The sequence below is a fragment of the Streptomyces sp. NPDC025721 genome (assembly GCF_055558595.1).
In genome coordinates this window covers 238327-261267 of the sequence record NZ_JBVHMF010000003.1, presented here as the reverse complement: position 1 = coordinate 261267, position 22941 = coordinate 238327, and the positions used below count along the sequence as shown (strand labels likewise).

Sequence of the window (22941 nt, the reverse complement as noted above, 5' to 3'; positions counted from 1 at the left end):
CCGCCCCCCGTCCTCGGGGACCGGAAAGGCGGCGCGGATTGGTCATCCCAGGGCGAGGAAGTCCACCGCGTACTGCGTAAGGCTCGCAGACTGTGCGGGTCCGGCGCCGTGCGCCCGGCGGCCCGCCGGCCGGTTCCGCCTCGCGACGGAGGAGATTCTTATGGCGAAGGCAGTAGGCATCGACCTCGGTACCACCAACTCGGTCATCGCCGTCTGGGAGGGCGGTGAGCCCACCGTCGTCCCGAACGCGGAGGGGGCCAGGACGACCCCGTCGGTGGTCGCCTTCTCCGATGACGGCCAGCGGCTGGTCGGACAGCTCGCGCGCCGGCAGTCGATCCTCAACCCCAAAGGCACCATCACCTCCGCGAAGCGGTTCATCGGACGTCGCTACGACGAGATCTCCGACGAGGCCAAAGCGGTCTCCTTCGACGTGGTCGAGGGGCCCGGCGGGGTGGCCCGCTTCGAGGTGAGCGGCAAGCAGTACGCGCCGGAGGAGATCAGCGCGCAGGTGCTGCGCAAGCTCGCCGACGACGCCGGGAAGTCGCTCGGCGAGAAGGTGACGGAGGCGGTCATCACCGTACCGGCGTACTTCAACGACGCCCAGCGCCAGGCCACCAAGGACGCCGGGAAGATCGCCGGCCTCGAAGTCCTGCGGATCATCAACGAACCGACAGCCGCGGCGCTGGCCTACGGGCTGGACAAGCAGGGCCACGAGACGGTCATGGTCTTCGACCTCGGCGGCGGCACGTTCGACGTGAGCCTGCTGGACGTCGGCGACGGCGTCGTGGAGGTCCGCGCCACCGCGGGCGACTCCCATCTGGGCGGCGACGACTTCGACCGCCGACTGGTGGACCACTTGGCGGACGGCTTCCAGGCGTCCGAAGGCATCGACCTGCGTAAGGACCCGCAGGCATTGCAGCGCCTGTTCGAGGCGGCCGAGAAGGCGAAGACGGAGCTGAGTTCGGTCACCCAGACCCAGGTGAGCCTGCCCTTCATCACGGCGGACGCCTCCGGGCCGAAGCACCTCACCGAGACCGTCCGCCGCTCCACCTTCGAGCAGATCACCTCGGACCTGGTGGAGCGCTGCCTGGAACCGGTCAGGACGGCGATGAGCGACGCCAAGGTCACCGACAACGACATCGACGAGGTCATCCTCGTCGGCGGCTCGACCCGCATACCGGCCGTGCAGAACCTGGTCCGCCGGCTGACCGGCGGCAGGGACCCGAACATGAGCGTCAACCCGGACGAGGTGGTGGCGCTGGGCGCCGCCGTCCAGGCAGGCGTGCTCAAGGGCGAGGTCAAGGACGTCCTGCTCCTGGACGTCACCCCCCTGTCGCTGGGCGTCGAGACGGCCGGCGGTGTGATGACCAAGATCATCGACCGGAACACCACCATCCCCGCCCGCCGGTCCGAGACCTTCTCCACCGCCGAGGACAACCAGCCGGCCGTGGACATCGTCGTGCTTCAGGGCGAACGCGAACTGGCAGCCGACAACCGCGTGCTGGGCCGCTTCCGGCTGGAGAACCTGCGGCCGGCCAGGCGTGGGGAGACCCAGATCGAGGTCACCTTCGACATCGACGCCAACGGCATCCTCAAGGTCAGCGCCAAGGACCGGGACACCGGCGCCGAGCAGTCGATCACCATCAGCGAGGGCTCCAACCTCGACCCGTCCGAGGTCGAACGGATGATCAACGAGGCCGAGAACAACCGCACCAGCGACCAGGCCCTGCGCGAGGCCATCGACGCCCGCAACGAGCTCGACGCCGCCGCCTACCAGGTGGAGCGCCGGCTGGACGACCTCGGCGACGCCGCACCGGAGCACGAGCGCGCCCGCGCTCAACTGCTCACCGACGAGGCGCGTACCGCCGTCAAGGAGGAGGCTCCGGCGGAACGGTCCCGGAGCCTGACCTCCGAACTCCAGCAGATCCACGCGGCGCTGGCCGCCCACGCCGCTGAACCGGGCGGAGCCGGGGGCGGCGGAGCCGAGCCCGGCCAGGGGCCCGGGGGCGGCTCCCCGAGGGGCGACGACGACGTCATCGACGCCGAATTCGACAAGAGCTGAGGCGGCGACATGTCGGACCAGGAACAGACGCGTCCCGCCGAGGACCGCTCCCCGCCCGAGTCTGAGCCGACGCCGCCCGAGCCGACGCCGCCCGAGTCCGAGCGGACGCCGCCCGAGCCGACGTCGCCCGAGCGGAGTGCCGCACCGCGGACGCCCCCGCGGGCCCCGGAAGCCAGGGAGCGGGAGGCGGAATCCACGCGCCGCGGCCCCGGTGCGGAGGAGCTGGAGGACCGGTGGCGGCGAGCCCTCGCCGACCTCGACAATCTCCGCAAGCGCTACGCCCGTGAGCTTCCCCGGGAACGGGAGGCCGAGCGGGCCAAGGTGGCCGCGGCGTTCCTCCCGGTCGTCGACAACCTGGAACTGGCCCTCGCCCACGCGGGCGCCGACGACCGCGGCGCGATCGTCAGCGGAGTCCGGGCGGTACGCGACCAGGCCGTCGAGGTGCTGCGAAGCCTCGGCTACCCCCGCTACGAGGAGACCGGCGTCCCCTTCCACCCCGAGCAGCACGAGGTGGTGTCCGTGGTGGATGAACCCGACACACCTGCGGGCACCGTCGTCCAGGTGCTGCGGCCCGGTTATGGCGACCCCGGTCACCAGCTGCGGCCGGCCGCGGTGGCGGTCAGCCGCAAGCAGGAGTGAGGCCGCCATGGCAGAGGACTACTACGAGGTGCTCGGCGTCCCGCGCGGCGCCGACGCGGCCGAGATCCAGCAGGCGTTCCGTACCCTGGCTCGCCGCTACCACCCGGACGTCAACCGCGATCCGGCCGCCGAGGAGCGCTTCAAGCAGATCAACGAGGCGTACAGCGTGCTCTCCGACCCCGGCACCCGGTCGCGCTACGACCGTTTCGGCCCGGACTTCCGGCAGATCCCGGAGGACTACGACGAGCGCGTCGCGGCCGGCCAGGGCTTCGGCGGCGGAGCCGGCGCGTACCGCGGCAGTCCCTTCGCCGGCACCCGAGGCGACGGCCGGGCAGGCGCCCGGACCTGGACCGAGTCCGACTTCGACGCCTCTGGCGTGGACTTCGAGGATCTCTTCGGAGGCGTGTTCGGCGGCCGGGCGCGCGGCGCCGGGCGGGGCAGCCCGATCCCCGGCGCGGACCAGGAGGCCGAACTCACCCTCAGCGTGGAGGAGGCGTACCGCGGCGGCCGACGGAAGATCACCCTCGGCGGGCCCGGCGGGGAGCGCAGTTACGACGTCACCATCCCGGCGGGCGTCGTCGACGGGCAGCGCATCCGGCTCGCGGGGGAGGGCGGCCGGGGCCGCGGCCCGGGTTCCGCCGGGGACCTCTATCTGGTGGTCCGTATCGCCCGCCATCCCCGCTACCGGCTCGTCGGGCACGACGTCCACGTCGATCTGCCGGTCACCGCCTGGGAGGCCGCGCTGGGGGCGACGGTGCCGGTCTCCGGTCCGGGCGGGACGGTCAAGGCGCATGTGCCGCCCGGTACCTCCACCGGCCGCCGGTTGCGGCTGCGCGGCGAGGGGATGCCACGCCCCAAAGGTTCCCCGGGCCACCTCTACGCCGAAATCCAGGTGATGGTGCCGCCCTCGCCCAGCCCGCGTGAACGTGAGTTGTTCGAGGAACTGGCCGCGGTCTCCTCCTTCGACCCGAGGAAGCAGACATGAGAGCCGAACACCGTTCTCCCGCCGAAGGCGCCGGACAGCCCGGCTCCAGGGCTGCCTATCCGCTGGTGCGCGTCTACCGGACCAGTACCAGCCCCTATCAGCTCTCCATGGCCGCGGTGGCCGGCCGCAGTGGACTGTCGCCCGAACTCGTCAGGCGTTTCGTGGCTCTCGGTCTTGTCGACGCCGAGCGTGACGCCCGGGGCCGGCTGTGGTTCCTGGCGAGCGCGCCGTCGGCCCTCGCCCGAGTGCAGCGGCTGCGGGACGGACTGTGTCTCAACTACGCGGCCATCGGCGTCGTCCTGGACATGCTCGACCGCATCGAACGCCTGGAAACCGCACTGCGGCGCAGCGAACGAGCCGCCAAGGAGCCCACACCATGGACATGAATCGCCTCACCCAGAAATCCCAGGAAGCGCTCCAGGAAGCACAGAGTGCCGCGGTCCGTATGGGCCACACCGAGGTCGACGGGGAGCACCTGCTGCTGGCCCTGCTCGATCAGCGCGATGGCCTGACCACCCGTCTGCTGGCCGACGCCGGTGCCGACCCGGCCGCCCTGCGGGCCGCGGTCGAGGCCGATCTCGTCAAACGCCCCCGCACGACGGGTCCGGGCGCCGCCCCCGGCCAGGTAATGGTGACCCAGCGGCTGGCCCGGCTGCTCGACAGCGCCGAGCAGGAGGCCAAGCGGCTCAAGGACGAGTACGTCTCCACCGAGCACATGGTGCTGGCGCTGGTGGACGAGGGGGCGACCAGCGCGGCCGGTCGGCGACTCGGTGAACAGGGCGTCACCAAGGACTCCTTCCTCACCGCCCTCACCACGGTGCGCGGGAACCAACGGGTCACCTCCGCCACTCCTGAGGACGCCTACGAGGCCCTGGAGAAGTACGGGCGGGACCTCGTCGTGGAGGCCCGCACCGGCCGCCTCGACCCGGTGATCGGCCGGGACGCCGAGATCCGCCGGGTGATCCAGATCCTCAGCCGCAAGAGCAAGAACAACCCCGTCCTGATCGGCGAACCGGGCGTCGGCAAGACCGCCATCGTCGAGGGTCTGGCCCAGCGGATCGTGCGCGGCGACGTGCCGGAAGGGCTGCGGGACAAGACGGTGTTCTCGCTCGACATGGGGTCGCTGGTGGCCGGGGCGAAATACCGCGGCGAGTTCGAGGAGCGCCTCAAGGCCGTTCTGTCGGAGGTCAAAGGCGCCGAGGGCCGGATCCTGCTGTTCGTGGACGAGCTGCACACCGTCGTCGGGGCCGGCGCCGCCGAGGGCGCGATGGACGCGGGCAACATGCTCAAGCCGATGCTGGCCCGCGGCGAGCTGCACATGATCGGGGCCACCACGCTGGACGAGTACCGCAAGCACATCGAGTCCGACGCCGCCCTGGAGCGCCGCTTCCAGACCGTCCAGGTGGACGAGCCGACCGTCGAGGACGCCATCTCCATACTGCGCGGCATCCGCGAGCGCCTGGAGATCTTCCACGGCGTCAAGATCCAGGACAACGCCCTGGTCGCCGCGGCCACCCTCAGCCACCGCTACATCAGCGACCGCTTCCTCCCGGACAAGGCCATCGACCTGGTCGACGAGGCATGCGCCCGGCTGCGGACCGAGATCGACTCCATGCCCGCCGAACTCGACGAACTCACCCGGCGGGCGACCCGACTGGAGATCGAGGAGGCCGCGCTGGACCAGGAGACCGACCCGGCCAGCCGCGCCCGCCTGGAGGACCTGCGGCGCGAACTGGCCGACCTGCGCGGTGAGGTGGACGCCAAGCACGCCCAGTGGGAGGCCGAGCGCCAGGCCATCCGCAAGGTCCAGGAACTGCGCCAGGAATTGGAACGCGCCCGGCAGGAGGCCGAGCAGGCCGAACGCGCCTACGACCTCAACCGGGCCGCCCAGCTGCGCTACGGAACCGTCAGCGAACTGGAGCGTCGGCTGACCGCCGAGGAGGAACAGCTCGCCAACAAGCAGGGCGAGAGCCGACTGCTGCGCGAGGTGGTGACCGCCGAGGAGATCGCCGAGATCGTCTCGGCGTGGACCGGTATCCCCGTCACCCGCCTTCAGGAGGGTGAACGGCAGAAGCTGCTCAAGCTGGACGAGATCCTGCGCGAGCGGGTCGTGGGCCAGGACGAGGCCGTCCAGCTCGTCACCGACGCGGTGATACGGGCCCGCTCCGGGGTACGCGACCCGCGGCGGCCGATCGGCTCGTTCATCTTCCTCGGCCCGACCGGTGTCGGGAAGACCGAGCTGGCCAAGACGCTGGCCGCGGCGCTGTTCGACAGCGAGAGCAACATGATCCGCCTCGACATGAGCGAGTACCAGGAACGCCACACCGTCAGCCGCCTGGTCGGCGCGCCCCCCGGATACGTGGGTTACGAGGAGGGCGGCCAGCTCACCGAGGCGGTCCGCCGCAAGCCGTACTCCGTCGTCCTGTTCGACGAGATCGAGAAGGCGCACGCCGACGTCTTCAACACGTTGCTCCAGGTGCTGGACGACGGCCGGATCACTGACGCGCAGGGACGTACCGTCGACTTCCGCAACACCGTGATCATCATGACCTCCAACCTCGGGTCGCAGTACCTGCTCCAGGACGCCACCCAGGCCGGCGAGATCAAGCCCGAGGCGCGGGCGCTGGTGATGACCGAACTCAACGGTCATTTCCGCCCCGAGTTCCTCAACCGCGTCGACGACATCGTCCTCTTCCACCCGCTCGGCATCGCGCAGATCGAGCGCATCGTCGACCTGCTCCTCGACGAACTGCGCGACCGCCTCTCCGAACAGCGCGTCACGCTCGTCCTCACCGAGCCGGCCCGCCACCTGATCGCGGCCGAGGGCTACGACCCGGTCTACGGAGCCAGGCCGCTGCGCCGCTTCATCTCGCACGAGGTCGAGACCAGGATCGGCCGGGCGTTGCTCAGCGGCGAGGCACGCGAAGGCGTGACCATCGTGGTCGACGCCGCGGGCGGCGAACTGACCGTCTCCCTCCAGGACCAGCCGCAGGAGGCGTGATGAGCACCTCTCAGGAAGGCCGCGACGACCGCCCGGCCCGTGACGGCACCACTGGCGCGCAGGCCCGGGTACGGACCGTCGTCTGCGCCAACTGCGGCCGGACCAACCGCGTACCCGCCGCGGCGGGCGGCAGTCCGCGCTGCGGAAACTGCCGGGCGCCGCTGCCGTGGATCGCCGAAGCGGGCGACGCCGACTTCGGTGAGGTCGCCGAGCAGGCGAGCCTGCCCGTGCTGGTCGACCTGTGGGCCACCTGGTGCGGCCCCTGCCGGATGGTGAGCCCAGCCCTGGAACAGGTCGCCGAGGACCTCGCCGGCCGGATCAAGCTCGTGAAGGTCGACATCGACACGTCACCGGCCCTGGCCAGACGGTTCGAGGTCCAGGCCGTCCCCACCCTGCTGATCCTCGACCACGGCAGGCCCGTCGCCCGCCAGACCGGCGCCGCGCCCGCGAACGCGCTCCGCCAGTGGGTGAACGAGTCGCTGTCGATGTCCCCCGGACCGGCCGATCCCGCGACCAGGAGGCCGTGATGACCACTCTTCCCGACCCGCACCTGTCCATGGTCCGGCCCGTGACGCCCAGGACACCGCAGGGCTGCGAGGACTGCCTGCGCATGGGGACTCCGTGGGTGCACCTGCGGCTGTGCCTGACCTGCGGCCACGTCGGATGCTGCGACTCCTCGCCGATGCGGCACGCCCGTGCCCACGCGGCAGCCGACGGGCACCCGATCGTGCGGTCGTTCCAGCCCGGCGAGGACTGGCGGTGGTGTTTCGTCCACGAGTCGATGGTCTGAGCCGGGCGGGCTCGCACGGCGCCTCCGACACCTCGTCCGCCTCTGTTCCCCTCCTCTGCCGTACGTGTCCACCGCTGTTCCTGACGAAGGAAGCGAACCGTCGTGATGCCGCCCCTGACCCCGACCGCCGACGTTCACGACGCCTACCCGCGGCTGACGGACGACCAGATCGCGCTCCTGGACCCCGCCGGACAGGTGCGGCAGGTCAGGGAGGGGGAACACCTCTTCCGGGCGGGCGAACGCACTGAACAGTTCTTCGTCGTCCTCAGCGGCACGGTGGCCGTGGTCGAAGGCCAAGGCGACCAGGAGCACGTCGTCCAGGTGCACGGTCCGCACAGTTTCCTCGGCGAACTCGGCGTGCTGGAGGGCCAGACCGCCTTCCTCAGCGCGGTGGTGAGAACACCGGGCGAGGTCCTGGCGGTGGGCTCGGCGGCCCTGCGCGATCTGCTCAGCCGCGAACCCGCGCTCGGCGACGTGATCCTCCGCGCCTACCTGCTGCGCCGTACGATGCTGGCCGGCGCGGGCAAGGGCTTCCGCATCATCGGCTCCGCCTTCTCCTCCGACACCCGGCGGCTGCTGGAGTTCGCCGCCCGCAACCGCCTCCCGCACCGCTGGTTCGATCTGGAGAAGGACACCGAGGCCGAGGCGCTGCTCACGCGCCTGGGGATCGCTCCGCAGGAGACCCCGATCGTCGTCTGGAACGACCACCAGGTGCTGCGCAATCCCTCCAACGCCGCGCTCGCCCGGGTCATCGGGCTGCGCGCCGGGACCGCCGCGAAGGCCGTCTGCGACCTGGTGGTGGTCGGCGCGGGACCCGGTGGCCTGGCCGCCGCGGTGTACGGCGCCTCCGAGGGACTCTCCACCGTCGTGCTGGACGCCGTGGCGACCGGCGGCCAGGCCGGCACCTCCTCCCGGATCGAGAACTACCTCGGTTTCCCCGCCGGGATCTCCGGCATGGAGCTCGCCGAACGCGCCGTCGTACAGGCCAACCGGTTCGGCGCCCGGATCGACGTCCCCGCCGAGGCCACCGGCCTCGAACAGCGCGACGGGAACAGCGTGGTGCGGCTCGCCGACGGCGGCACGGTCACCGCCGCCAACATCGTGGTGGCCACCGGCGCGCGCTACCGGCGGCTGACCGCCCCCGGTGTCGAGCGGTTCAGAGGACTCGGGGTGCACTACGCCGCCACCGTCTGGGAGGCACGGACCTGTCGTCTCGATCCGGTGGCCGTCGTCGGCGGCGGCAACTCCGCCGGTCAGGCGGCCCTGTTCATGGCACGCGAGTCGCCCGCCGTCCACCTTCTGGTCCGCGGCGACGACCTGGAACACAGCATGTCCCGCTACCTGATCGACCGGATCGAGCGGCACTCGCGGATCCATGTCCGGCCGCATACCGAAGTCCGGGAGGTGACCGGCGAGGACCGGGTCGAATCCCTCGTCGTCGAGGACAACCGCACCCGCGAGCAGCAGACGCTGGCGGTCCGCGCCCTGTTCGTGTTCATCGGTGCGCGCCCCGCCACGTCCTGGCTCGCCGACGCCGTCACCCTGGACCGGCGCGGCTTCATTCCCACCGGGCAGGACGTGGTCCACCTGACAGCGGACCTCTGGAATCCCCTGGCCCGCGCCCCGCTCGCCCTGGAGACGGGTCTGCCGGGCGTCTTCGCCGTCGGTGACGTCCGCAGCGGCTCGGTCAAACGGGTCGCCTCCGCCGTCGGCGAGGGCGCCATGGCCGTCCGCCTGGCGCACGAACACCTCGGTGAGGTGGGGCCACCCGCCGTCCGCTGACCTCAGCCCTGTCCGCTGACCTCAGCCCATGCCCGCCGCGAGAGGGTGACACGGCATGCCGGGGCCTCGACCGCCGCGGACAGCTCGGACCTGCCCCGCGGCACCTCGCGGCGACTCGTCGCACCTCGCGGCACCTCGCGGCACCTCGTGGCAAGGGGACACGTCAGCGAGGACCCGTACCGCCTTCCTCCACCACCGCCACCTCGCCCGCCGGAACGGCGACGACTCCCGGCACGCGGGCGCCGGACAGGAGGTCGGTCCCCGTGGCGGCCACATGCGCGGTCGCCTCGGTGTGGTTGACGACGAAGAGCCAGGACCGCTCCCCGGAAGGCTTGCTTCTGCGGATGACCTCCACGCCGTCGCCGGCCCCCCGGGGCGCGGGCGCGCAACCGGCCTGCGCGGCCCACCGGGGAAGCAGGCGCAGGAGGGACGGGACGTCGGGGCGGGTGGCGAGATAGCGGACGTTTCCGCGGCGCAGGACCGCCGGGCCACCGGCCGCGGGCCCGTCGGCGAAGCGGCACTCCACCTCGGTCCCGGCGTCAGGGACGACCCGCTCGGCCCATACGTTCCCGGTCGAGCCGTCGTCCAGGGCGACGGTGGCTCCGGCCGTGAGCGGCAGGTACTCGTCCACGGTCAGGCCGAGCAGATCGCGGAGCGCTCCGGGGTACGGCCCGGGATGGACACGGTCGTCGGGGTCCACCACGCCGCTGAAGGGACCGACGACCAGGTGGCCGCCGCCTTCGACGTACGCCTCCAGGGCGCGCGCCGTCGAAGCGGACAGCGCGTACAGCGAGGGCACGAGCAGAAGCCGGTGCGCACCGGGGGCGGGGGAGGGGACGATGTCGCAGCCCAGACCGGCGGTCCACAGCGCGCGGTGCCAGGTGCGGAGCGCGTCGCCGCAAGTCAGGTCCGAGCTCGGCCGGTCGGGCAGCTCCAGGGCCCACATCGCCTCGTAGTCCAGGAGCAGCGCGACCGGGGCCTGCGGGCAGGTGCTCTCGGCGACGTCGGCCAGACGCGACACGGCGTTGCCGAGGGCGCTGGCCTCCCGCCGGACCCGGGTGTCCTCGCCGCCGTGCGGGAGCATCGCCGAGTGCCACTTCTCCGGGCCGTACGCGGACTGCCGCCACTGGAAGAACAGCGTTCCGTCGGCGCCGCGGGCGAAGTGCGTCAGGGTGTTGCGGGCCATCTCGCCCGGGACTTTGGCGATGTTGCGGGGCTGCCACTGCACCCCGGAGGTGGAGTGCTCCATGAGCAGCCAGGGCCGCCCGCCGGCCAGCCCGCGGGTGAGGTCGGCGGCGAACGCGAGCTCGGCGGCGCGGTGCGGATCCTCGGACCCGAGGTAGTGGTCGTTGGAGACGATGTCGACCTCCCGCGCCCAGCGCCAGTAGTCGCTCCAACGCAGGGCGCTTGCCATGAAGTTGGTGGTGACCGGACGGCCGGGGGAGTGGGCGCGCACGATGTCGCGCTCGGCCCGGAAGCAGGCCAGGTGTTCGGCGTCGCTGAACCGGTAGAAGTCCAGCCACAGGGCGGGCGGGAGGCGGCTGGTGCTGGTGCGCGGCGGGGTCACCTGGCTCCAGTCGCTGTAGGTCATGCCCCAGACGCCGGTGCCCCAACGGTCGTTGAGGGCGTCCAGGTCGTCGCCGTACGTGGTGCGCAGCCAGGTGCGGAACGCCGTCGCGGAGGTCTCGCACCAGCAGTGCGCGTTGCCGTTGGCGTACTCGTTGTTGACGTGCCACATCACCACCGCGGGATGGTCGCCGTAGCGCTCGGCGAGGCGGCGGGTGACGATCGCGGCGCGCTCCCGGTAGAGCGGTGACGACGGGCAGTACGCCTGCCGCGAGCCGGGCGCCAGCCGCCGTCCGTCGGCGGTCACGGGCAGCGACTCCGGGCGGGCGTGCGAGAACCACAGGGGCGGAGCGGCCGTCGGCGTGGCCAGGTCGACGGCGATGCCCGACGCGTGCAGCAGCTCGACGGCCTCGTCGAGGCCGGAGAAGTCGAAGGCGTCCCGCCGGGGCTCGATCCAGGACCAGGCGAAGACGCCGAGCGAGACCAGATTGACCCCTGCCTCGCGCATCAGACGGACGTCGTCCTTCCACGTCGCCGCGTCCCACTGCTCGGGGTTGTAGTCGGCGCCGTACGCGGGGCGCGGAACACGGCCCCAGACGGAATGCTGCCGGTCGGGTCGCGACATGCGGGGGCTCCTGAATCCTGGAATACGAAAAGGGGCGGGGAATGCGAGGACGAGTGAGAACGAGAGAAACGACGAGAACGGGGACGAGAGCGAGGACGCGTGACGGCGCGCGCGGGCTCGGTGGGCGAGCGGGGCCGGTGGAGGCACCGGTCCGGCCCCGCTCGGGTCAGGGGCGTACCGGGTGCCCCGTCCCTCAGCATTGAGCGGCGAATGCGCCCGGCGGCGAACGGACGAGGCACCTGGAAGGGAATGCGAAAGGCGCCGGGGAAAGCGTCGTGAAAACGCGCGGCGCACGTCGTGTCCGGGCGCCGAACGCGAGTGAAAGCACGGCCGGCGCTGCCTGGCCATGACGTCAGGCGCCGGTGAAGTGCGTCGGCCGGTGCGCCAACTTAGAGCGATCACCCAGGGGTGTCAACGCCCGTCGGCGGTCATCCCCGGCGCGCCCGCCGGTCGTACGGGACGGTGGCCGGGAGGGCCCCGGGTGACGTCCCGGGGAGCCGGTCCGCCGTGTCCCAGGCGCCGTTGAGGTGGCTGGAAAATCTTCCCGTCACCGTCTTGACCCCTCCCGGCAACGTGCGTACGTTTCCGGATCATACGTAGAAGCAGAGGCCATGACAGCTCAGCCACTCGTGCTCATACGTATGTGCACCCCCTTTTGTGCGCTGTATCGCCACTCACGAGGAGCAGGAGTCAGCCATGCCCACCAGAAGAGCCTTTATCGCTCGCGCCGCCGGGGCGGCCCTCGCCATACCGCTGGGGGCGAGCGCTTGCAAGAGCGGTACGGCCGCCACGGGCGGTGCGGGCAAGGGCTCGGGCGCGCTGGTCTTCGGGAAGACCGACGGCGGGACGACCTTCATCCGCAACTACAACGTCTTCGGCCCCGCCATCCAGAAGTCGCCCAACGCCGAGATGATCTATGAGCCGTTGGCGCGGGTCGACTACAGCGACGGCGCGAAGGTCAAGCCCTGGCTGGCCAAGAGCCTGGAGTTCGATCCGACGGGCACCACGCTCACCGTGAAGCTGCGCGAGGACGTGACCTTCTCCGACGGCAAGCCCATGACCGCCGACGACGTGCTCTTCTCGCTGAACCTCCCGCTGAAGGACCCCAGTTTCAACCTCGGCGGCACCACGTACGACCGCGTCGCCAAGGTGGACTCCTCGACCGTCACGGTGCACTGGCCGCACGCCGCCTTCAGCGAGCTGAGCCAACTCGCCTCCATCCAGGTCCCGGTGGTGCCCGCGCACATCTGGCAGGGCAAGAACATCAAGAGCTGGTCCAACCCGGACCCGGTCGGCACCGGCCCCTTCACCCTGGACCGGTTCGCGCCCCAGCAGATCACCCTGCGCGCGCGGACCGACTACTGGGGCGGCCGGTTCGCCGTGAAGCAGATCAAGATCATTCCGACCAACGGAGACGCCCTGCGCGCGCAGTTGGTGCGCGGCGACGTGGACTGGGCGCTGGCGGCCTGGGGCAACGGCGAGCAGGAGTACACCGCCAAGGATCCCCGGCACAACCTCTACCAGAAGTACGCGACCGGCGGCGCCTACTCCCTCTTCTACAACACCGCGAAGGCGCCCTTCGACAACGTCCACGTACGGCGGGCGCTGGCGATGACGATTCCCCGCAAGGACATCGTCACCACCCTGGAGCGCCCCGGCACCGAGGCGGGCCCGACAGGGCTGGTGGACCAGATCTATGGGGACGTCATCCTGCCCGAGTACCGGGGCAAGGTGCAGCAGGTCGACGCCGAGGCGGCCAAGAGGGAACTCGCCCTCAGCGGCTACGAGGTCAAGGGCGGCAAGCTCGTCAAGGACGGCGAGTCCTACGCTCCGAAGCTCTCGTTCAACCAGGACTTCGGGTGGGACCCCTACGCGAACATGATGGTCCGCGGTTGGCAGGAGCACCTGGGGATCAAGGTCAAGTCGGTCGGCGCGCCCGGCGCCAACCTCTACGAGCAGCAGCAGACCGGCGAGTTCGACCTCACCATCAGCACCTCGGGCGGAGCGGGCGTCGCCGGTGTCTACAGCGCCCTGAGCAGCCGGGCGTCGCGGCCGCTCGGGCAGACGGCCGCCACCAACTTCGGCCGGTGGAAGGACGCGCCGACCGACGCCGCGATCACCGACCTGCTGTCGTCGGCCGACCCGGCCGTCACCAAGAGCGCGGGCGAGAAGCTGCAACGGATCGTCGCCGAGCAGGTGCCGTACAGCCCGATCTACAACAGCTACTGGTTCGTCCTGATCAACGCCAAGCGCTGGAGCGGCTGGCCCACCCCCGAGCACTTCTCCTACGTGCCCTTCCCCGGCAACGGTCCCGACGCCACCCTCACCCTGCTCAACTTGAAGCAGGCCACCGCGTGACCGCGATCGCCGCCTCCGCCGTACCGGCGGCCGGCCGGTTCCGGATTCCGCGCCGCTGGGGATTCCTGCTGCGCCGACTGGGCTTCTACCTGGCCGCCACCTGGTCGGCGATCACCCTGAACTTCTTCCTGCCCCGGATGATGCCCGGCGATCCGTCGGCCGCGATCGTCGAGAAGCTCCAGACCGTCAGCGGTCAGCAGATGTCGCCGAGCGCCATGGAGTCCATCCAGAAGGTGTTCGGCAATCCGAACGCCGGTATCGGCCGCCAATACCTGGACTACCTCAGCCAGTTGGCGCACCTCGATCTGGGCGTCTCGATCAGCAACTACCCCACCCCGGTCACCAGCCTGCTCCGGCAGGGCCTGCCCTGGACGATGCTGCTGGTCGGCGTCACCACCGTGATCGCGTTCGTCCTGGGCACCGGCATCGGCGCGATGGCGGGCTGGAAGGCGGGCAGCCGGTTCGACACGATCGTCAGCCCGCTGACCACCTTCGTCTCGGCGGTCCCTTACTTCTGGATGGCGCTGATCGGCCTGTGGCTCTTCGCCTTCCAACTGGACTGGTTCCCGCTGGCCGGCGGATACGACGCCGACCTGACGATCGGCTTCTCGCCGTCGTTCGTCCTGAGCGTGCTGCACTACGGAGTGCTCCCGGCGGCGACCATCGTCTTCTCGGCCTTCGGCGGCTGGCTGCTGGGCATGCGCAACATGACGGTCACCACGGTCCGTGAGGACTACGTCCTGCTCGCCCAGGCCAAGGGCCTGTCCGGCCGCCGGGTGATGCTCCGCTACGCCGCCCGCAACGCGGTCCTGCCGAACTTCACCGGCTTCACCCTCGCACTCGGCCACGTCGTCGGCGGCGCCCTGCTCACCGAGGTCGTCTTCAACTACCCGGGCATCGGCTATCTGCTCTACACCTCTCTCCAACAGCGCGACTACCCGGTGATGCAGGGCGTGTTCTTCCTCATCACCCTCACCGTGCTGCTGGCCAACCTCCTGGCGGACTCCGTGTACGTGCTGCTCGACCCGCGCATCAGAGAAGGGGGGTGACCGGCCGTGCGTACCCTCTTCCTCCGCGGCTGGAAAGTCCGCATCGGCCTGGGCATCCTCGTCCTCTTCCTCCTGCTCGCCGTGTTCGGCCCCTGGCTGACGCACAGCCTGCTCGGCCTGGACCCGCGCGCCAACGACACCACCGCCATCTCCCGGTCGCCCGGCGGCGGACATCCGCTGGGCACCAACCAGTACGGGCAGGACATGCTCGCCCAGGTCGTGGCCGGTGCCCGCGGCTCGATGTACGTCGGCGTGCTCGGCGCGGTGGTCGGCACGGCGATCGCGATCCTGGTCGGCGTACCGGCCGGGTTCTACGGCGGCAAGATCGACGGCGCCCTGAACTTCCTGACGAATCTCTTCCTCGTCATGCCGACGCTGCCGCTCATCATGATCGTGGCCGGTTACCTCCAGGGCACAGGGCTCACCACGATCGCCCTGATCATCGGCTTCTTCGGCTGGTCGGGCGGCGCGCGCACGCTGCGCGCCCAGGCCATGAGCATCGCCAACCGCGACTTCGTACGCGCCATGCGGATGCTCGGCGAGCGCGGTCGCCGACTGGTCTTCGCCGAAGTGCTGCCGCACCTGACCGGCCTCATCGCGTCGATGTTCCTGCACGCGATGATCGGCGCCGTCATGGCCGAGGCGGGACTGGCCTTCCTCGGCATCTCCGACTCCTCGTCGATCAGTTGGGGGACGATGATCCAGGGAGCGCAGCAGCAGAGCGCGGTCCTGCGCGGCCTGTGGTGGTGGTTCGTGCCGCCCGGCCTGTGCATCGCTCTGATCGGCACCGCGGCGGCGCTGGTCAACTTCGGCATCGACGAACTGGCCAACCCCAAACTGCGCGTCGCCCGCCCGGTGTCCGCCCGGCGCACCAGGCAACTGGCGCGGACGGGAGGCGCGGCCTGATGACCGTCCACACAGAGCCGAAGCACCGGCCGCTGATCCCCGCGGGACAGACCGTCCTCGAAGTCCGCGGCCTGACCGTCGAATACGCCACCGGTGCCGATCCGGTGCGCGCCTGCTCCGACATCTCCTTCACCCTGCGCCGAGGGGAGATCCTCGGCGTCGCCGGAGAGTCCGGCTCGGGGAAATCCACGCTGATCACCGCCCTGACCCGGCTCCAGCGCCCGCCGGCCGTCACCACCGCGGGCGAGATCCTCTTCCACGGCAGGGACGGCGCGCCACCGGTCGACCTCGCCGCGCTCGACGGCAAGCAGATGCGCCGCTACCGGTGGACGGCCCTGTCCATCGTGCTCCAGTCCGCGATGGACGCGCTGAACCCGGTGATGCGCATCGGCGCCCAGTTCGCCGACGTCCTGCGCGCCCACGACCGCGCGCTGAACAAGCGGGCCGCCTGGGCGCGGGCGGCCGAACTGCTCGGCCTGGTCGGCATCTCCGAGGACCGGATCCGCGACTACCCGCACCAGTTGTCCGGCGGAATGCGTCAGCGGGCCGCCATCGCCCTGGCCCTGGCCTGCGGGCCGGAGCTGGTGGTGATGGACGAGCCCACGACCGCCGTCGACGTGGTCATGCAGCGGCAGATCCTCGCCCAAGTGCTGCGCCTGCGCAAGGAATTGGGCTTCGCCGTCGTCTTCGTCACCCACGACCTGTCGCTGCTGCTGGAGCTGGCCGACCGTATCGCCGTGATGTACGCGGGCCGCATCGTCGAGGTGGGCGAGGCCGCGGCCATCTACGGGGCGCCCAAGCACCCCTACACCCAGGGGCTGCGCGACTCCTTCCCGCCGCTGCACGCCCCGCTGCGCGATCTGCACGGCATCCCCGGCACACCCTCCGACCTGCGCCGACTGCCGTCGGGCTGCCCGTTCCACCCGCGCTGCGCGCGGCGGACGGACGGGTGCGACGAGCGGCTGCCACTGCTGCTGCCGGTGGGCCCCGGGCCGGGACACGAAGCGGCGTGCCTGCTCAACGAGACCGACGGCGACAACGGAGGCGAGACCCGATGAGCAAGCACATGACCGAGGCCGTGTCCGCTCCGGACGAAGAGGCCCGCACGCCCGACGCGGCGCACGAAGCGCCGTCGTATGTACTGGAGGCGCTGGACGTCTCCAAGCACTTCACCGCCCCCGGCGCGCTCGGCCGTACCTCCGTCGTCCGCGCGGTCGAGGACGCCACGGTCCGGCTGAAGCCCGGTCAGATCCTGGCGCTGGTGGGGGAGAGCGGCAGCGGGAAGACCACGCTCGCACGGATGCTGGCCCGCTTCCACGAGCCGACGCGGGGCGAGATCCTGCTGCGCGGCGAGCCGGTGAGCCGCAGCAGGCGGGGGCGGCGCGCCTACCACTCCGAGGTCCAGATGATCTTCCAGGACCCCTTCGGCTCCCTGAACCCGATGCACCGGGTCCGCTACAACCTCGACCGGGCGCTGCGGCTGCACCACCCGCACCTGTCCGCGGCCGAACGCGAGCAGCGGATGACGCTGCTGCTGGAGAAGGTCAGCCTCACCCCGGCCGCCGAATTCGCCGCGAAGTTCCCGCACGAGCTGTCCGGGGGCCAGCGCCAGCGCGTCGTCATCGCCCGCGCGCTCGCCGTGGAACCCAAAGTGCTGCTCGGGGACGAGCCGATCTCCATGCTCGACGTGTCCATCCGGCTGGAGATGCTCAATCTGCTCCAGCGGCTGCGCGCCGAGGACGGCCTGGCGCTGCTGTACATCACGCACGACATCGCCAGCGCCCGCTACCTGTGCGACGAGATCGCCGTGATGTACGCAGGGCAGATGGTGGAGTCGGGACCGAAGGAGGACGTCATCGCGTCCCCCCAGCACCCGTACACCAAGCTGCTCATCGAGTCCTCGCCCGACCCCGAGCGCGGTGTCGGCGACCGCGAGGCGTTCTTCGCGGGCGCCGACGAACTGGGTGAGCCGCCCAGCCTGATCGACCCGCCCGCGGGCTGCCGCTTCCACCCCCGCTGCCCGTTCGCGATGAAGGAGTGCGCCGAGCAGGCCCCACCGGTCACCGACCTCGGCGACGGCCACTGGGCGAAGTGCTGGCTGCACGCCAAGGGCCGGGCCGGGGTGATGGCCGACACGACACACGCCGCGGCGACCACCGCCCGGCGGGAAGCACTCCAGGGGGCGTGATGACAGGACAACGACGCGGCAGGGCGCCCAACCAGGCGGACGTGGCACGGCTCGCCGGAGTGTCCCAGTCGGCGGTGTCCCGGGTGATCAGCGGTGACGCGGCGACCGCGCGGATCTCGGAGGAGACCCGGCGGCGGGTCTTCGACGCCGTGAAGGAGTTGGGCTACGTCGCCAACCCCGCCGCCCGGGCGATGCGCAATCAGCGCAACAACCTGCTGGGCGTGCACACCTTCGAGCGGGTCTTCCCGCACGCGCGCGAGGACTTCTACTTCGAGTTCCTGCTCGGCATCGAGGAACGCGCGGAGGAGACCGGCTTCGACCTGGTGCTGTTCACCTCCACCGGGGCCGGCGGCGACGGCGAGCGCAAGATCTACCGGGGCGGCACGAACCGGCTGAATCTGGCCGACGGCAGCATCCTGCTCGGTGTGGCGACCGACCGCGGCGAGCTGGCCCGGCTCTGGTACGAGGGGTACACCTTCGTGCACATCGGCCGCCGCGAGGTGCCCGGCGCGGAGATCCCGCAGATCATCCCCGACTACCGGTCGGCCAGCGGACAGATCGTCGAGCGCCTCGCGGACCACGGCCACCGGCGGTTCGGCTACGTGCGCGACTGGCTGGAACTGGAACCGTACGCCGACCGCCGCACCGGCTACGCCGAGGCCATCGCGCGGCTCGGGCTGACGGACAACTCCCCTGGCCACCTCGGCGCGGCCGACCTCGACCAGGCGTGGCTGGACGAGGTGGCGGACGGCGGCGCGACCGCCATCGTGGTGGAGAGCGTACGGCTCGCGGAGGCGCTGCGTGACGGCCTCGCGAGCCGGGGCCGCAAGATCCCTGAGGACGTCTCGGTCGCCGTACTGGAAGGGGCTTCCGCGGACCTCGCCGGTCAGTGGGCCTCGCTGGAGATCCCCCGCAAGGAGATCGGCCGGATCGCCGTGGACCAGCTGCACGCGATGCTCGACGACCCCGGCAAGCGGGCCGAGAGCGTCCTCGTGCCGTGCCCGCTGGTCCCCGGCGCCACCATCGCGGCGGTGAGCTGACAGGAGCGGCCGCACAGCACGCATCTCACGACAGCGGGCGGCGTCCGTCGATCACGGCTGCCCTGAAGACACCCGGCACGACCACCGAGCCGGAACCGACCGTTCCGACCGGCAGAGACCGGTGACAAGGAGTTCTTGGGCACATGGCAGAGATACGAACAGAGATCCTCGTGGTCGGCGGTGGGCTGGGCGGCGTCGCGGCCGCGCTCACGGCGGCGCGGCTCGGCCGTACGGTGGTGCTCACCGAGCCCACCGACTGGCTCGGCGGGCAGCTCACCGCCCAGGCCGTGCCACCCGACGAGCACCCCTGGATCGAAGGCCCCGCCTGCCCACCCGGCTACGCCGACCTGCGCAGACGCGTGCGTGACTACTACCGCCGCAACTACCCGCTCACGCCTGGGGCGGCGCGGGACCCCCGACTCGATCCGGGTCTCGGCATCGTCAGCCGGATGTGTCACGAACCGCGGGTGGGCGCGGCCGTCATCGAGGAGATGCTGGCCCCCTGGCGGGCCTCCGGCGCGATCACCGTGCTGACCGGGTACGAGCCCGTCGCCGCGCACACCGAGGGCGACCGCGTCGAGGCGGTCACGCTGGCCGGACGGCACGACGACCGCCGGATCACCGTCCACGCCTCCTACGTCGCGGACGCCACCGAACTCGGCGACCTGCTGGAACTGGCCGGTGTGGAACACGTCATCGGCGCCGAGGGCCGCGACGAGACCGGCGAGCCCCACGCGCCCGACACCGCCGACCCCCTCGACCAGCAGGCCGTGTCCTGGTGCTTCGCCCTGGAACACCGGCCGGGCGAGGACCACGTCATCGACCGGCCGGACACCTACGACCACTGGCTCACCACCACCGCGCCCTTCTGGCCGGGACCGCAGCTCTCACTCACCGACGTCGTTCCGATCACCCTCGAAGAGCGCACCTGGACGCTGATGGGCGCCGACCAGAGCGCGGGGGAGCACTTCGACCTGTGGCAGTTCCGGCGCGTCCTGGCCCGCGAGCAGTTCGCGCCCGGAGCCTTCGCCTCGGACCTCACCGTCGTGAACTGGCCCCAGATCGACTACTGGGAGGCCCCGCTGCTCGGTGTGAGCGCCGAGGCCCGGCAGGCGGCCCTCGCCGCCAGCCGCGACCTGTCGCTGTCCTTCCTGCACTGGCTCCAGACCGAGGCCCCGCGCTCCGACGGCGGCACCGGCTACCCCGGCCTGCGCCCGCGCCCCGATGTCACCGGCACCGCGGACGGCCTGGCCAAGACGCCGTACATCCGCGAATCCCGCCGTATCAAGGCGGAGTTCACCGTCCTCGAACAGCACGTCGGAGTCCAGGCGCGGCCCGAGGGCGCGGGCAGCGAGGTCTTCCACGACAGCGTCGGCCTCGGCAGCTACCGCATCGACCTGCACCCCTCCACCACCGGCCGGACCTACATCGACATCGACTCCTACCCGTTCCAGATCCCGCTGGGCGCGCTGATCCCGGTCCGGGTCGACAATCTGCTGCCCGCCAACAAGAACATCGGCACCACCCACATCACCAACGGCTGCTACCGCCTGCACCCCGTGGAGTGGGCCATCGGCGAGGCCGTCGGCGCTCTGGCCGGATTCTGCCTGGACCGGGCGCTGCCGCCGCGCAAGGTCCGGTCCGACCAGGCGCAACTGGCCGACTACCAAAGGCTGCTGAGCCGTACCCTCGGCATTTCGCTGGCCTGGCCCGAGGCGGTCAGGACCCGGACGGAGGACCGATGAACCAGGGAGAGCCCACGATGCCGAACCCGGCGCGCGCCGACGACCACGAGACCCGTATCGCCGACCTGCTCGGCCGGATGACCGTCGAGGAGAAGTTCGGACAGTTGCAGCAGCTCGCCTGGGCCTGGAACACCGGTCCCGGCGGGGGCAGTACCGGCGCGGTCGAGGCCGCGGCGCGCAAGGGCCTGCTCGGCTCGGTGCTCAACGTGGTCGGCGCCGCGAACAGCAACGCCGTTCAGCGCATCGCGGTGGAGGAGTCCCGGCTCGGCATTCCGCTGGTCTTCGGCCTGGACGTGATCCACGGATTCCACACCACGTTCCCCATTCCGCTGGCCCAGGCGGCGGCCTTCGACCCGGCCGTGACGCGGACCGACGGCGAGGTCTCGGCGGCCGAGGCCCGGTCCAACGGCGTCCACTGGACGTTCTCGCCGATGGTGGACGTCACCCACGAGCCCCGGTGGGGCAGGATCGCCGAGAGCCCCGGCGAGGACCCGTATCTGGCCGCGCGCTACGCGGTGGCCAAGGTGCACGGGTACCAGGGGGACGACCTGTCCGCGCCGGACCGGGTGGCCGCCTGCGCCAAGCACTTCGCGGCGTACGGCGGCGCCGAGGGCGGGCGCGACTACAACACCGTGGACGTCTCCGAGCAGCGGCTGCGCAACCTCTACCTGCCGCCGTTCGAGGCCGCCGTCGCGGCGGGAGCGGCCACCGTCATGGCCGCCTTCAACACCGTCAGCGGCGTTCCCGCGCACGCCGACCCCCGTACGCTGACCGGCGTTCTGAAGGACGGCTGGGGGTTCGACGGGGTCGTGGTCAGCGACTGGACGGGGGTCCAGGAGCTGATCGCGCACGGCAGCGCGGCCGACGAGGCCGACGCCGGGCGGCTGGCGCTGTCGGCGGGTGTGGACCTGGAGATGGTGTCCACCACCTTCGTCGACCACGGCCCGGCCCTGCTGGAGCGCGGCGCGTTGAGCCAGGAGCGGCTGGACGACGCCGTGGCCCGCGTCCTGCGGCTGAAGCTGCGGCTCGGTCTGTTCGAGCGGCCGTACGTCGAGGAGTCCGCCGAGATCACCGCCCCGAGCGCCGCCGCACGGGCCGCCGCCCGCGAGGTGGCGGGCCGCTGCGTGGTGCTGCTGAAGAACGACGGCGGAGCGCTGCCGCTGGACGCGACCGCCATCGGGACGCTCGCCGTCCTCGGCCCGTTCGCGGACAGCGGCGATCTGCTGGGCACGTGGGCGCTGCCCGGAGCGCCCGAGGCCGTCCCGGTCCTGCGGAGCCTGCGCGAAGCCCTGCCGCACGCGGTTGTCACCCACGCCCCCGGCGTTCCCGCGGACGGCTCCGACGTCTCCGGCCTTCCGGAGGCCGTCGCGACGGCCGCGGCCGCCGACGCCGTCGTCCTGGTGGTGGGTGAGCCCTCCGAGATCAGCGGAGAGGCGGCGGTCCGCAGCGACCTGGGACTTCCCGGCCGCCAGGAGGAGTTGATCAGGGCGGTCGCCGCGACGGGCACGCCGTGCGTGGTGGTGCTCGTGGGCGGGCGGCCGTTGACGATCGGGGACTGGGCGGACCAGGTGCAGGCGGTCGTCATGGCCTGGCACCCCGGTATCGAGGCGGGCCCGGCCGTCGCCGACGTGCTCACCGGGGCCGTCGTCCCGGGCGGCAAGCTCCCCGTGACCTTTCCGCGGACGGTGGGCCAGGTCCCGCTGTACTACAACCACGAGCGCACCGGCCGCCCGTACGACCCGGCCGTGCCGGAGGAGAAGTACGTCTCGAAGTACCTCGACGTCCAGGACGGCCCGCGATTCCCCTTCGGCCACGGCCTGAGCTACACCGACTTCGCCCTCGACGAGCCGACGCTCAGCCGCGAGCGGATCACGGTGCGCGAACTCCTGGCGGGCGAGACGGTCGAGGTCACCGTCCACGTCCGCAACACCGGCGAGCGCGAAGGGGAGGAGGTCGTCCAGCTCTACGTCCAGGACCCCGTGGCCGCCATCGCCCAGCCGGTCCGCCGCCTGCGGGGCTTCGACCGGGTCCGGCTGGCCGCAGGGGAGGAGCGGACGGTCCGCTTCACCCTCGGCGCCGACGACGTCGGCTTCTGGACGAACGACCCGGCCGGGATCTTCACCGTGGAGCCGGGCGAGATCCACGTCCACACCGGCAACAGCTCGCGCACCCAAGCGCGCCGGACCTTCCGGATCACCTGACCAA

17 protein-coding genes are annotated in these 22941 nt (G+C 71.4%); 16 read left to right on the top strand and 1 reads right to left on the bottom strand.

From position 1 onward, the window contains the following. Positions 1 to 160 precede the first annotated feature (160 nt). From dnaK to ACZ4EF_RS07275, 8 genes are all read left to right on the top strand, one after another. Entirely contained in the window at positions 161 to 2062 is a 1902-nt protein-coding gene (gene dnaK / locus ACZ4EF_RS07310; RefSeq protein ID WP_467503239.1) for a molecular chaperone DnaK, read from the top strand. Positions 2063 to 2071: 9 nt separating this feature from the next. After that, positions 2072 to 2701, top strand: coding sequence for a nucleotide exchange factor GrpE (locus ACZ4EF_RS07305; RefSeq protein ID WP_467503237.1), 630 nt, complete (start codon positions 2072 to 2074; stop codon positions 2699 to 2701). Positions 2702 to 2708: 7 nt separating this feature from the next. Continuing rightward, on the top strand, positions 2709 to 3686 hold the full coding sequence (locus tag ACZ4EF_RS07300) for a J domain-containing protein (RefSeq protein ID WP_355332789.1): 978 nt from the start codon (positions 2709 to 2711) through the stop codon (positions 3684 to 3686). After that, a complete protein-coding gene (locus ACZ4EF_RS07295) occupies positions 3683 to 4072 on the top strand; it encodes a chaperone modulator CbpM (RefSeq protein WP_467348953.1) in 390 nt (129 codons plus the stop codon). Before ACZ4EF_RS07300 ends, ACZ4EF_RS07295 begins: the two co-directional genes overlap by 4 nt. Beyond that, positions 4063 to 6687, top strand: a complete 2625-nt coding sequence (gene clpB, locus ACZ4EF_RS07290; protein WP_467503234.1) for an ATP-dependent chaperone ClpB — start codon at positions 4063 to 4065, stop codon at positions 6685 to 6687. Before ACZ4EF_RS07295 ends, clpB begins: the two co-directional genes overlap by 10 nt. Further along, on the top strand, positions 6687 to 7214 hold the full coding sequence (gene trxA, locus ACZ4EF_RS07285) for a thioredoxin (protein ID WP_467503233.1): 528 nt from the start codon (positions 6687 to 6689) through the stop codon (positions 7212 to 7214). The genes clpB and trxA overlap by 1 nt, the downstream gene beginning before the upstream one ends. Continuing rightward, positions 7214 to 7477, top strand: coding sequence for a UBP-type zinc finger domain-containing protein (locus tag ACZ4EF_RS07280; RefSeq protein ID WP_401306912.1), 264 nt, complete (start codon positions 7214 to 7216; stop codon positions 7475 to 7477). The genes trxA and ACZ4EF_RS07280 overlap by 1 nt, the downstream gene beginning before the upstream one ends. Before the next feature lie 105 nt (positions 7478 to 7582). Beyond that, a complete protein-coding gene (locus tag ACZ4EF_RS07275) occupies positions 7583 to 9259 on the top strand; it encodes an FAD-dependent oxidoreductase (protein WP_467503230.1) in 1677 nt (558 codons plus the stop codon). A 163-nt stretch (positions 9260 to 9422) separates the two neighbouring features. On the opposite strand, the gene ACZ4EF_RS07270 is transcribed toward ACZ4EF_RS07275, so the two are convergent. After that, complete coding sequence (locus ACZ4EF_RS07270; RefSeq protein ID WP_467503228.1) at positions 9423 to 11450, bottom strand: beta-galactosidase; 2028 nt, start codon at positions 11448 to 11450, stop codon at positions 9423 to 9425. Between the two features lie 696 nt (positions 11451 to 12146). Between ACZ4EF_RS07270 and ACZ4EF_RS07265 the strand changes: the two genes are divergently transcribed. The 8 genes from ACZ4EF_RS07265 to ACZ4EF_RS07230 all read left to right on the top strand — a co-directional run bounded on the left by ACZ4EF_RS07265 (position 12147) and on the right by ACZ4EF_RS07230 (position 22937). Next, on the top strand, positions 12147 to 13808 hold the full coding sequence (locus ACZ4EF_RS07265; protein WP_467503226.1) for an ABC transporter substrate-binding protein: 1662 nt from the start codon (positions 12147 to 12149) through the stop codon (positions 13806 to 13808). Between the two features lie 5 nt (positions 13809 to 13813). Further along, complete coding sequence (locus tag ACZ4EF_RS07260) at positions 13814 to 14857, top strand: ABC transporter permease (RefSeq protein ID WP_391161381.1); 1044 nt, start codon at positions 13814 to 13816, stop codon at positions 14855 to 14857. Between the two features lie 6 nt (positions 14858 to 14863). Next, the gene (locus tag ACZ4EF_RS07255; protein ID WP_355332771.1) at positions 14864 to 15763 is read left to right on the top strand and encodes an ABC transporter permease; all 900 of its coding nucleotides are present in this window, start codon (positions 14864 to 14866) and stop codon (positions 15761 to 15763) included. Next, positions 15763 to 16821 carry an ABC transporter ATP-binding protein gene (locus ACZ4EF_RS07250; protein WP_467503225.1) on the top strand — a complete coding sequence of 353 codons (1059 nt, stop codon included), beginning with the start codon at positions 15763 to 15765 and terminating at the stop codon, positions 16819 to 16821. The genes ACZ4EF_RS07255 and ACZ4EF_RS07250 overlap by 1 nt, the downstream gene beginning before the upstream one ends. Continuing rightward, positions 16818 to 17951, top strand: coding sequence for an ABC transporter ATP-binding protein (locus ACZ4EF_RS07245; RefSeq protein ID WP_467503223.1), 1134 nt, complete (start codon positions 16818 to 16820; stop codon positions 17949 to 17951). Before ACZ4EF_RS07250 ends, ACZ4EF_RS07245 begins: the two co-directional genes overlap by 4 nt. Then, complete coding sequence (locus tag ACZ4EF_RS07240; protein WP_467503221.1) at positions 17951 to 18991, top strand: LacI family DNA-binding transcriptional regulator; 1041 nt, start codon at positions 17951 to 17953, stop codon at positions 18989 to 18991. The genes ACZ4EF_RS07245 and ACZ4EF_RS07240 overlap by 1 nt, the downstream gene beginning before the upstream one ends. Before the next feature lie 143 nt (positions 18992 to 19134). Continuing rightward, positions 19135 to 20736, top strand: coding sequence for an FAD-dependent oxidoreductase (locus ACZ4EF_RS07235; protein ID WP_467503219.1), 1602 nt, complete (start codon positions 19135 to 19137; stop codon positions 20734 to 20736). After that, complete coding sequence (locus tag ACZ4EF_RS07230; RefSeq protein ID WP_467503217.1) at positions 20733 to 22937, top strand: glycoside hydrolase family 3 N-terminal domain-containing protein; 2205 nt, start codon at positions 20733 to 20735, stop codon at positions 22935 to 22937. The genes ACZ4EF_RS07235 and ACZ4EF_RS07230 overlap by 4 nt, the downstream gene beginning before the upstream one ends. The last annotated feature ends 4 nt before the right edge of the window (positions 22938 to 22941 follow it).